Origin of the sequence: Streptomyces sp. NPDC093544, assembly GCF_040683495.1 — a bacterium.
GTDB lineage: Bacteria > Actinomycetota > Actinomycetes > Streptomycetales > Streptomycetaceae > Streptomyces.
On sequence record NZ_JBFBEA010000010.1, the window covers coordinates 1 to 11,570 of the forward strand.

An 11,570-nucleotide genomic window follows, 5' to 3' on the forward strand; every position below is an offset into this window, starting at 1 on the left:
AGGCGAACAAACCCTACGAAGTGTCCGATGTTGTCTAGGCCCACCGTCAAGCATCACCTGGGACCAGAACGTCAGCCATCACCTGGGACTAGACAGCCCTTACCAGCCCTTACCAGCGTCCCGGCACGGCGGGTCAGTGGCCCCGCCCGCCGCTGCCTGACTCCAGGGCCTCGACGCGGCCACGAAGGTCGGCAATCTGCTGAGCGGCCTCGGCCAGCGCACGTTCCAACGCCTCGACGCGGGCCGTCGTCCCGTTGGCGGGTGCAGTTGCCTCCGGGGCGTCGAGATCACCGGCCCCGTCGGGGTGATCGTGGTGGGCGACGAAGGCGCCCTTGCCGGGGCGGGAGACCGCCCACCCCTCCTGCTTCAACAGGGTCATGGCCTTCTGCACGGTCAGGCTCGCCGCCCCGAACTCCCGCATCAACACGGCCTGAGTCGGCAACGGATCCCCCGCGCCAAGTCCGCCGGAGCGGATCCGCTCGCGCAGGGTCTCGGCGATCACCTCGAACGTCAGCGGCACCCCGCCGCCCGCCGGCCTCCGCCCGCGCCGCCCCACCACCACGCCGGTCACCCCCGCTTTCCACGCCCTCTACCAGCGAAATCCGGCCCGTCCAAACCGGGAAACCGGCCCCACACTACCCGCGTCCCACCACCCGCAAAAAAGGAATCAGGAGGGATGCACTTGAATGCGCCGGTGAGACGATGTTAACGTCCCACACCCGCCGGTGATCACCACCGCGCCCCGCCGACCAAGCCCTACTGGTCCGGCCCCCGCGCCCAACTTCGAGGCGCCCCGTTCCCCTGTGAGCCGACAACTTGGGCCTGCCCACCCTTCCCCGCGCCGTACCGCTTCCGCGCTCCCGCCGAAAGGCCCCTTCCCCCATGCCCACACACCTCCAACACCCGTACCCCGCAGCCGTTCCAGCCGCCTCACGTCCCTCGTCGTCGACGTTGACGACGCCGACCTGCCCGACGCACGCCACCACCTCGGCGGCGAAAGGGCGGTCGGCGCTGGAGCGCCGCGCCAGGCTCACCACCAAGCTGGCGAAACTCGCCGCCACCGGCCAACTCGCACCCCTCACACGACAGATAGCCGGACTCGGCGGATGCGCGCACCCGATCCGCCTCACCGGGCACCGCACCCACCTGGACACCGCCACCGGCGAGATCCTCGACCACTTCGACTCCGGACAGCTCCCGGCGGGCGAACTGCTGGTCCGCTGCGGCAACCGCCGCGCCACCCGCTGCCCCGCCTGCTCCACCGTCTACCGCTACGACACCTACCAACTCATCGCCGCCGGACTACGCGGCGGCAAAACAGTCCCCACCAGCGTCGCCACGCACCCACGCGTATTCGCCACCCTCACCGCCCCCGGCTTCGGCCCCGTCCACAACCAACCCGACACCAGCCGCTGCCACTGCGGCCAACTCCATGCCGACGACGACCCGCTCCTCGGCACCCCGCTCGACCGTGACCACTACGACTACACCGGCGCGGTGCTCTGGAACGCGCACGCCCCAGCCCTGTGGGCACGCTTCACCACCCACCTACGCCGCGAGATCGCCAAGGCCGCCGGACTGACGCAGCGGACCCTGCGCCACCACGCCACGCTCTCCTACGCCAAGGTCGCCGAGTACCAAAAGCGCGGCCAGGTCCACTTCCACGCCGTCATCCGCCTCGACGGACCCACCGGCCCCACCAGCACCCCACCCGCCTGGGCCACCACCCAGCTCCTCGACCACGCCATCCACGCCGCCGCCACCCGCACCCGCGTCGCGCATGAAGGCCAGCCGCAACAGCCCGCCGCGAACACGCCCGGAGCCCGGCAGGTCGGCCGGGGCGATCGGCTGGTGTTCCGGTTCGGGCGGCAGATCGATGTCCGCGCAATCCGCAGTACGGACTTCACCGGTGGCGGCCCCGTCACAGACCGGCACGTCGCCAGTTACATCGCCAAGTACGCCACCAAGGGAGCCGAGACCACCACTGGCACCCTCGACCGCCGCCTCCGCTTCCTCGCCGAACTCGCCACCCACGACATCACCGACCACGCCCGCCACATGATCCACACCGCCTGGCACCTCGCCACCAAGCGACGGCACGCCCACCTCCGCCTGCGCCAATGGGCCCACATGCTCGGCTTCCGCGGCCACTTCTCCACCCGCACCCGCCACTACTCCACCACCCTCACCACCTCCGAGCCGAACGCACCGCCTGGCGAACCAGCCGACCCGACACCCAGACCCCAGCCCCAGCGTCGGCTGAAACGCAGGTCCGCCAGAAGGACGGCAGTCCGGTCGAGGACCGCACCGGACACCCCACCGACCTGGCCCCCGGTCACCACAACATCGCCAGTCAGCGCGTGGACACGGATACGACGCTGGTCATCTCCCACTGGAAGTACGCCGGAACCGGCCTCCTGCCCGAACACGAACACCTCGCCGACCTCCTGACCGCAACACGGCAGACCCGACCCGAGCAACCGATCCACACCCGGCGCTCGAAGCGCTCCAGCGACCACGCCGGCGACCGCGCCGGTCACCCGGTCGGTCACTCCACTGATCGGCTGCCCCGCGCTGTCCGGGCAAGGGCCGTCGCGTGACCGCCGGCACGGAACTCCTCACCGTCCCCCAGGTCATGGAACGCCTCCAACTCGGCCGCACCGCCGTCTACGACCTCATCCGCACCCGGCAACTCGCCTCCCTCACCCTCGGCCGCGCCCGCCGCATCCCCACCCACGCCCTCACCGACTTCATCCACACCCGACTGGAACAGGAAGCCGCCTGATGACCACAGCCCGCCCCGCTTCGTCCCGCCGCTCCCGCACCCGTGCGAACTGCGACGGGACCGTCTACCAACGCAAGGACAGCCGCTGGGAAGCCGCCGGATACGTCCTCGCCCCCGGCAACACCCGCAAGCGCGTCCACGTCTGCGGCACCACCGGTAAAGACGCGCTGACCAAGCTCACCGAGAAGATCGCAGCCAGTAACCGCGGCATCCCCGTTCCATCCGCGCAGGGCAGCCTGGCTGCGTACCTGACGTACTGGCTGGAGAACGTCGCCGTCCACCAGCTCCGCGAGAACACCCACACCCGCTACACCGCCGTCGCCCGGCTCTACCTCATCCCCGGCCTCGGCCGGAAGAAGCTCGCCAAGCTCGCCGCCAAGGACATCCGCACCTGGCTCAACCAGCTCCGCACCACCTGCCAGTGCTGCGCGCGAGGCATCGATACGGGCCGTGATGAGCCCCGATGCTGCGCCGTTGGGTCGTGCTGCTCCAAGCGGCTCTCGCCGCTGACCCTGGCCTACGTTCACTCCGTGCTCAAGTCCGCTCTGGAGCACGCGGTACGCGAGGAGGAGATCCCGCGCAACGTCGCCCGCAACGTCCTCACCGGCACACCCCGGCCCCGCCGCTTCGAACCCCTCACCGCCGAAGAAGCCCGCGAGTTCCTGGCCGCCACCAGCGGTCACCGATTGCAGCCACTGTTCGAACTCGCTCTGCACACCGGGCTCCGCAAAGGCGAACTCCTCGGCCTGCGCTGGGAAGACCTCGACCTCACCGGTGGCACCGCCAGCATCCGACGCACCCTCCAACGCACCAACACCACCGGCCCGACCGCCCTCCCGACCAAGACCCAGAGCTCAGAACGCCGCATCGCCCTGCCCACCACCTGCCTGCGCTCCCTCGAACAGCACCGCAACCGCCAGCGTCAGGAACGCGAAGCAGCAGGCAATAGCTGGCAGGACAGCGGCTACGTCTTCACCCGACTCAACGACGCCCCGATCGAAGGGGCCACCCTCACCCGGCACTTCAACACCCTGCTCCGCCGGGCCACCCTGCGCCGCATCCGGTTTCACGACCTCCGCCACTCGGCGGCGACCCTCCTCCTGGGACAGGGCGTAGAACTCGTCGTGATCAAGGAGCTGTTGGGCCATGCCCACATCGACGTGACCGCAACGGTGTACGCCCACGTCCGACTCCGCCTCCAACGCGACGCCATCGACCTCCTCGGCACCGCCCTCCGCAACCCCGCCCAGCCCGCCGCGCGGCCCGACGACGGCGACGAACCACCGCTTTGTGCAGCACCTGTCCGCTGACGTTGCCGTCAACTACTGCCGTCAGACGCCACAGAGGCCCCACCGGAAGATATCCGGTGGGGCCTCTGCTATTTCCTAGGACCTCTCGAACGTTTCGACCTTGGCACGATAGCCAGAACGCTCTCGTGAATCTGCAAAAATCTCCACAATGAAGTCAGGAAGAGCATTAGGAGAGGGCTCTCCGCCGCTCCCCCGACTACCTGGTTCTGCCTGCCAGTCCAGCAGATGCACAACAACTGCATATTGGCCACTATCGAGAGAGATCCCAACGGTTTCGGCTCCCGAGTAGTTCCCGACGCCTTCAAGACCGCCGAGCTCAAGCTCGCCATCAGAGATGAGTAGGTAGGGCTCCGACGAAACGAGCAAATACTCCCTCTCTCTCTCGCTCAGCTGCCCTGGAGACTCCACACCTCGCACCGCCGCCTGAAAAGCTCCGCCTCCACCGATGTTGAGGGGAACGAAGGCACCATCGGCGATCTGGCGTGCGAGGGCGGAGTCTTCAGCAACTTCGTCCTCCCACTGATCCAGCTCGCTGACGTGCGCGAAGACACTTGTGCGCCAGATGCCGAACATGCCGGCATCGGTCGCTACAGCGCGGGAGACGTTCAGGTCTCGCAACTGCATTGCCCTACCTCACCTAACACCGTCTGACTGTGATCGTGATGCTACACACCAGATCACCTGGCTGTAGACCCTGCCTCTTCAGCTGGCCAGAAATCTGGGAGCCCAAGCTTCGATTGACGGAACTGTCGAGTGGCCACATATTACTGACGTCGTCAGCCCCACCAAGCTGGAGATCAATCTTGTGGTCGATATCACTTCCTGAAACCGTATTGTTTCCAGCTCGACGCCAAACATCCGCGGCGCTTCCGGAGCGGTTGACCTTGGTGACAACGAGCTGTTGCGCGTCATTCAAAGCCGCGACCTTGGCATCCGCAGCGGCAATCTGCTCCGGCGTCCAATCCGGCTTATAGGTCAGCTCAAGATTCGCCCCGTTGCAGTTATGAACCAAGATCGGCGTGTCGCCCGCGAGTACATAGTACGTATGGACCTCATCGATCGTCAGGTCGTGTGTGCGCTGGCGCTTCGTGTAGTGCTTGACCGCTGTGATCTGGACGTGGGTGCCGGCGCTGGTGCGGAGGTGTTGGCCGGGTTGGAGGGTGCCGGCGTCGGACCAGGTATTGAGGTCGGGGACCCAGAAGGGGTGGGTGTCGGTGGCTGTGATGGTGGAAGGGCCGTCGGAGGTGGCGACGGTGAGGGTGGTGAAGTCCTTGTCGTCCTCCGTGGTGATGGTCCGGACGACCTTCCGTTTGACCGTCTTCCCGGTCTCCGGGTCGGTGACCAGGACCACGTCACCGGTCTTCAGCTCCTGGATGTCCTTCGTCGTACCGTCGGCCATGAGGACCTGGGTGCCCGGCAGGAAGCTGTGCTTGACGAGGCAGGATTCGGCCGACTCCAGGATCTCGTCGGCCCATTTCTGCTCCTTCTTCCACTTCCCCACCGCCCTGGCGATCTTCCAGGCGCCCTTGATGAGCTGCGTGCCCTTCTTGAACACCGCGGTCCACGGGATGACGCCCATGAGCAAGCTGGCGCAGCCGGAGACGCTGCCTGAGATGCAGCCCTGGAGGTCGGTCAGGCCGATGTAGTCCTTGAACAGCTCCCAGCCGACCTTCTTGACGATCTCGATGACCGGCGTCTGCTTGATCGCTTGAGCCTTGCCGACATTCGCCGTCTGCTGGCTCGGGGTCACCTTATGAGTGGTCGGGTTGTAGCCGACGGACTCCTGGACCTCCTTGGAGCAGTTGTCCAGGGAGTACTGGCAGGAGTTGGGGCGGGAGCCGATCTCGGTACCGGCCGGGTCGCTGAGGGTGGTCGGGTTGTTGTTGCTGTAGGCGTAGCCGTTGAGGGACTGCGGGTCGTTCGGGTTCAGGATCGGGTCCACCGAGAGGAAGCGGCCCGTCGAGGGGTCGTACTCTCTCGCGCCCAGGTGGGTAAGTCCCGTCGTCGCGTCCCGCGTTCCGCCGACGAAGCCCTTCTCACCGGGCCAACTCGTGGGTGCCGCGCCGCGTGCGCCGCCGAACGGGGTGGAGCGGCGCTGCTGCACCGTCAGGTCGGTCGCGTTGACGGCGAGTTCGCTCGTGCCGTGGTGGTCCCCGAGGAGGAAGCTGAGTTTGTTGTCGTCGGTGCGGATCGCCGTGTTGCCGCCGCCGAGGTCGTAGTAGCGGGTGGCCTTCCCCGTGGTGGAGCCCTTGGTGAGGGTGAGTTCGGTGGCGCCGAGGTAGACGGTGGTCTCGGTGTCGGTGCGGCGGATCAGCCGCTCGCCGTCGGCGTCGTACACGTACGAGGTGGTCTTCGCACTGCTGCCGGCCGGTTCGGTGGCCTTGGAGAGATGGCCCTCGGCGTCCCATTCAAGGGTCTGCTTGTTGCCCGCTATGGTGCGGGTCTCGGTGTCGCCCGTCGCGGTGTAGGTGAAGCTGTCGGTGGCCGTGCCCGTGGGGCCTGTGGTGTCGACGCTGGTGACTCCGTGCGGACGGGTGGAGCCGGCCGGCGGGTATCGGTAGGTGAGCTTGAGGTCCTTGGCCGGGTCGCCGGTGCTGTCGTGCCTGGTCTCAGCGGTGCGGTTGCCGCTCTTGTCGTAGGCGAACGACTGCCAGTACGCGGCCGGGCCGCCCAGGACCGCGGCGGTCGGACTCGCCGCGCAGGTCGTCGTGGACTGGGTCCATGCCTCGGTCAGGCGGGCCAGGTAGTCGTACTGGAAGCACTGGGTGTCGGTGCCCGAGCGGGAGACGTCCGAGATGGAGGTGACGTTGCCCGCCTCGTCGTAGGCGTAGGTCGCGGACCGGTCGGTGCCGGTCACGTCCTCGCGGTCGACACGGGTGTTGTGGAGCCGCTGAGTACCCCACTCGTAGTCGTTGGTGACCTTCACCTGCTTTGCGCCGACCGCCTGGTAGACGAACTGGAGCGGCTTGCCGGTGAAGCTGTAGGTGGTGTCGGAGATGTAGGTGATGCCGCCTGCCGCGCTGAGCGTCTTGGGGCGCTGGATCTCGTCGTACGTCGGCGTCAGTGTCTCCGCGGCCAGCGAGCCGGCCGCCGGATAGCTCTGCGACTTGACGGTGTTGTCGAGGTTGAAGGTGGTACTCGTCAGATACGTGCCGGCCAGGGCCTCCTCGCCGGTGACGGACGGGATGGCGACCGAGGTGCGCTGAGGGCGGTAGAGGTTGTCGTACATGCTGTAGGTGGTCTTGTACGCGAGTCCGCTCACCCCGCCCACGTACCGGGTCGACGTGGAGAGCTGGCCCTCGGCGCCGGTCGGGTCCCAGACCTGCTGGGTGAGCAGCGGCCCGGTGGCCTCACCGTCGTGGGTCTCGGTCACGCGGCCGAGCCCGTCGTAGACCTGGGTGACCTTCCGGTTGCGACTGTCGGTGGTGGACACCAGTTGGCTGCGGTCGTCGTACACGGAGACCGTGTCGCCCCTGTCCGGGTCCTTGGCCAGCGTCTGGTTGCCGCGCTGGTCGTAGGTCCAGCTCCAGACGTTGGCGGAGGGGTCGGTCAGCTTGGAGAGTTTCGCGGTCGGCGTCCACTCGTACTGGGTTCGGTCGTACCCACCGGTCGGGGTGGCCGCCTGGTACTGAAGCAGATCGGTGACGTTGCCGCGGGCGTCCTGGATCGTCGTAGTGGGAGTGGCGCCCTTGGGCGGGGTGACGGAGACCCTGTCGCCGCCGTACTCGGTCCGCGTCGTGGACAGCACCGCGCCGAAGTCGCCGTTGCCGGCGATCTGCTGGGCTGTCGTGACCCGGCCCAGACCGTCGTACGTGTTCAGCGTCTGGGACTCCACCCGCAGCGGGTTGTCGAGCTGGAGCAGGTCCGGCGAGGGTGCACTCTGGTCGTTGTAGTAGGGGGCGAACTCCTTGGCCACCAGGCCGCGTTCGTCGTAGAAGGTGTCCGTGACGAGGCGCTTCCCGTTCGGTCCGGGTGCCTGGGTCTGGCGTTCGCGCAGGAATCCGTCGAGGAGTTGGTACGTCGTCTGCTGGGTGCCGTCGTTCTTCAGGGTCCGGGTGCCGACCGCGATCGGGCCGCTGCCACCGTTGGCGTACGTGAACTGATAGTTCGGTGTCTCCTCGTTGGCCATGGAGCGGTTCGGCAGCCAGATCCCCAGGCTGCGGCCGAAAGCGTCGTAAGTGGTGTCGGTACGCTTGTTGTTGGTGTCGAGCACGCTCGTCGCCAGACCGCGCAGACCGTCGTAGGTGGTCTTGGTGACCTGCGTGGTGGTCGCGACCGTGGTGGCGGGCGGGGTGGTCACCGTCGACGTGGTCGGGAAGCCCGTGGTCGGCGAGTAGGCGGTGGTGGTGGTACGGCCGTCCGTGCGCGCGGTGCGTACCGGTGCCGTGGTCTCCGCGGCCGTGACGGTCGCGGAGATGTCCTTGTCGGTCAGTTGGCGGCCGTAGGAGTCGTACGTGCTCTCGGACTCCAGGTAGGTCGCGGTGGTGCCGGTGTGCTTGGACAGAATGGCGGTACGAGTGGCGTCACCCTTGGTCGGGGCCACTCCGTAGCCCTGGCCGTCATAGGCGGTACGTACGTCGGCGATGACGTCCTTGCTACGGTCGGGGGCGTCGGCGCACTTGACCGCTACCGTCTCCACGCGGGACGGGGAGTCCAGGATGTACACGCCCGTGTTGTCGACGTAGGTCGTGCGCGTGCACTGGTTGTCCTTCGAGGTGGTCTCGTCCCCGAAGTCGTCGGTCTGGATCACCCGGCCGACGCCGCCGGCCTCGAAGGTGTTGGACTTGTACGTCGTACGCCAGTTGCTGCCCGCGCCCGCGTCGAGCGAGGTCCAGGTGCGGGTGTTCGCGGTGCCGGTCAGGTTGGCGGTGGTGGTGCCCCAGAGCCGGACGCGGGAGGCGGTCTGGCGGTGCCAGGGCGTGTTGACGGTCTTCTCCAGGACCTTGCCGCCGGGACCGCTGTAACTCTCCGTCTTGTACTCGAAGCCGGCCGCGGAGTCGTGGTCGGTGATGGTGCCGCCGTTGTCGTCGGAGACACTGACGGACTTGGTGCCGCCTGTCGGGGCCGCCCGGTCGCCGTCCATTCCGCGCAGGAAGTAGTGGTCGGTCTGCGACTTCATGCCGACCGGGTCCTGGCCACCGGTCTGCACGCGGACGTGGGCGTAGCCGCGCCAGGTGGACCAGGTCTTGTACTTCTCCTTGGTCAGGCCGTCATCGTCGTCGTAGTGCCAGGCCGCGCCGTCCAGATAGCTGTAGCGGGTGACCATGTCCGGCGAGGACTTGGTGCGGTCGGTCTGCGTGACCGCCTCGACGACGTACTTGTTGAACCACTGTCTGGTCGGGTCCGCGTCGCCCTCCTTGGTGAAGTACACCGGGAAGCAGCGCGTGGTGTTCGTCTGGGGCGTCGGCAGGTCGGACGCGTCGCAGACGGCCGTGGAATAGGTGACGTCGGTCTGGCCGCCCGACTCGTCGGTGATCGTCGCCAGGCGCTCCTTGATGAAGGGGGCCGTGTCGTCGCCCTCGATGTCGAGCCGATTGGCGCGCTGGTCGTAGCCGAAGGTGACCTTGGGCAGGGTGATCTCGGGGGTGGCGGACTTCCCAGTGTGCTGAATGGACGTCAGCAGTAGCTGGTAGTCGATGTCCGCCGTGCCCCAGTGGTGTTCGAACGCCCATGAGTCGATGGGCGTGTAGGTACCGTCGGGTTTGAGCACACTGGCGGTCAGACCGGTCAGCCGATTACGGGTCCAGAAGGACGGCGAGGGCGAACTGGTGCAGTCCGCACCGGACTTGCAGTTCAGGTCCCATGGAGTGTCGTACCAGTAGAACGACTTGTCGTCGATCGTGGACGCCTCGCACGTCACCCCGGTCTGCCGCAGGCACCGTTCGGCGGAGGTGAAGGAGACCCGGCCGAGCGCCTTGGCCGAGTACACCGAGGAGCTGCGCAGACCGTAGTCGATGTGGTCGAGGGAGCCGCCGCGGACGTACTTCGTCTCGTCCTCGGGCTTGAGGTTGCGGCCGTAGTAGTTGATTTCCTGGTTGTAGTAGTACGTGATGGCGTTCCCGTACGCGTCGACCGCGTAGTCGAGGTTCCACCGCCAGCCCTGCTGGCACCAGGAGTCGGCGAAGGTGGCAGCGTGGCACGGCTCGTCGGTGTCGTTGCCGTACACCGGCACGGTCCAGGCGGAGTTGGTCTCGGCGCTGCCCGTGGACCAGCCCGGCAGGCGGTTGTAGCCGAAGTGGTACTGGGTGCCGTCGGTGGTGGTGAGCTTCCAGTACTCGTCCTTGCGGGCGCCGTTGGCGCGCACGTCAGCGGTGGCGTCGGCGCCGTAGATCCGCTCGACCTTGGTGCCGTCGTCGCCCTTGATCCGGAAAGTGTTGGTGCCGGTGGCGACGAGTTCACCGGAGTGCCCGTTGAAGGACACGGTCGCGTTGTCGTACGCCCAGCACAGGTCGCCCACCTTGATACCGGCCGAGTTCTTCACGTCCTCATCGGCGCAGGGCTTGTAGCTGCGCTCGATGAAACCGGGCCACAGATCGAAGCCGTCGCCGACCCAGGAAGCCTGGTTGTTGCTGTTGGCCGTACGGCCGTCGATGCCGCCGGAGGAGTAGCCGAGGCCGAGCTGCGGGGTGAAGGAACCGGGCACGTCAGTGACGGGCAGGCTGTAGGACCAGGTGAAGTCGCCCGTGTTGAGGTTGGTGTTCCAGGCCGAGGACGCCGACAACTGGGTTGCCTTGTAGTCGCCGTGGTCGCTGGAGGCGGCGGCGGTCGCCGCGAGCATGAGCGGCTGCGAGGCCGGTACGGCGACGGAGGACGCGGTGAGGGTCTGGGCCTCGGCATCGCTGTCGGCCGCGACCGGGGTCGGCGTCGAGCACTTGGCGGACCCCGGATCGGTGGCGGCGCAGGCGGGCAGGCTCACCAGCTTCAGACGGGCGGCGTACGCACCGCCGTACGCCTGCGCGAACGCGGAGTAGTCCACGCTCACGTCCACGGACTGGCCCGAGGCACCGGCCGCGCGCCGTACGGAGAACAGCATCCCGTCGACACCGGCTCGCTCCGCCGTGTCCTGGTCGAGGACCTGGACAACCGCCTTGCCGGTAAAGGGCGTTCGGGCGGCCTTGTCCTTCCGTGGGGACGTGGTGAGCGAGACGGGCAGGTCACCGTCGGCAGCCTTCGGGGACACGGTCAGCGTCGCCGAAGCGGCCTTGGGCAAGGCCTCTTGGGGCGCTTCCTCCGGCACCTTGGACTCGCCGTCGCCCTTGCGGGGCAGCATCGTCGGGGTACTTCCGGGCACCGGCTTCTCGGACGCCGGCATCTTCGGCGAGCCAGTGGATTCCTGCGCCTGGGCGACCGAGACCTCGATCAGCCCGGCGACCATCACCGCGGCGAGCACCACGGCGATCCGCGCCCTGGTCCGTCGGCGTATCTTCGCCGTTCTGCCTCGCTTCATGCCCTTCCCCCCACTTCGAAGTGCCGCC

General features: G+C 67.5%; 6 protein-coding genes. 3 read left to right on the forward strand and 3 right to left on the reverse strand.

Annotation, left to right across the window (positions count from 1 at the left end; all coding sequences use genetic code 11):
- Nucleotides 1-133 precede the first annotated feature (133 nt).
- Nucleotides 134-571: a winged helix-turn-helix domain-containing protein gene (locus AB0N66_RS16560; protein ID WP_365434522.1), complete on the reverse strand. Its 438-nt coding sequence runs from the start codon at nucleotides 569-571 to the stop codon at nucleotides 134-136.
- Between the two features lie 311 nt (nucleotides 572-882).
- Between AB0N66_RS16560 and AB0N66_RS16565 the strand changes: the two genes are divergently transcribed.
- The 3 genes from AB0N66_RS16565 to AB0N66_RS16575 all read left to right on the forward strand — a co-directional run bounded on the left by AB0N66_RS16565 (nucleotide 883) and on the right by AB0N66_RS16575 (nucleotide 4,095).
- On the forward strand, nucleotides 883-2,451 hold the full coding sequence (locus AB0N66_RS16565; protein WP_365434525.1) for a replication initiator: 1,569 nt from the start codon (nucleotides 883-885) through the stop codon (nucleotides 2,449-2,451).
- 145 nt (nucleotides 2,452-2,596) lie between these two features.
- The gene (locus tag AB0N66_RS16570; protein WP_365434528.1) at nucleotides 2,597-2,785 is read left to right on the forward strand and encodes a helix-turn-helix domain-containing protein; all 189 of its coding nucleotides are present in this window, start codon (nucleotides 2,597-2,599) and stop codon (nucleotides 2,783-2,785) included.
- A complete protein-coding gene (locus tag AB0N66_RS16575) occupies nucleotides 2,785-4,095 on the forward strand; it encodes a site-specific integrase (protein ID WP_365434531.1) in 1,311 nt (436 codons plus the stop codon). Before AB0N66_RS16570 ends, AB0N66_RS16575 begins: the two co-directional genes overlap by 1 nt.
- 75 nt (nucleotides 4,096-4,170) lie before the next feature.
- Here AB0N66_RS16575 and AB0N66_RS16580 read toward each other — a convergent pair whose 3' ends face one another.
- Nucleotides 4,171-4,719 (reverse strand): hypothetical protein, encoded by a 549-nt coding sequence (locus AB0N66_RS16580; protein ID WP_365434534.1) that lies wholly within the window; start codon nucleotides 4,717-4,719, stop codon nucleotides 4,171-4,173.
- Nucleotides 4,720-4,732: 13 nt separating this feature from the next.
- A complete protein-coding gene (locus tag AB0N66_RS16585) occupies nucleotides 4,733-11,542 on the reverse strand; it encodes an RHS repeat-associated core domain-containing protein (RefSeq protein ID WP_365434536.1) in 6,810 nt (2,269 codons plus the stop codon).
- Nucleotides 11,543-11,570 lie beyond the last annotated feature (28 nt).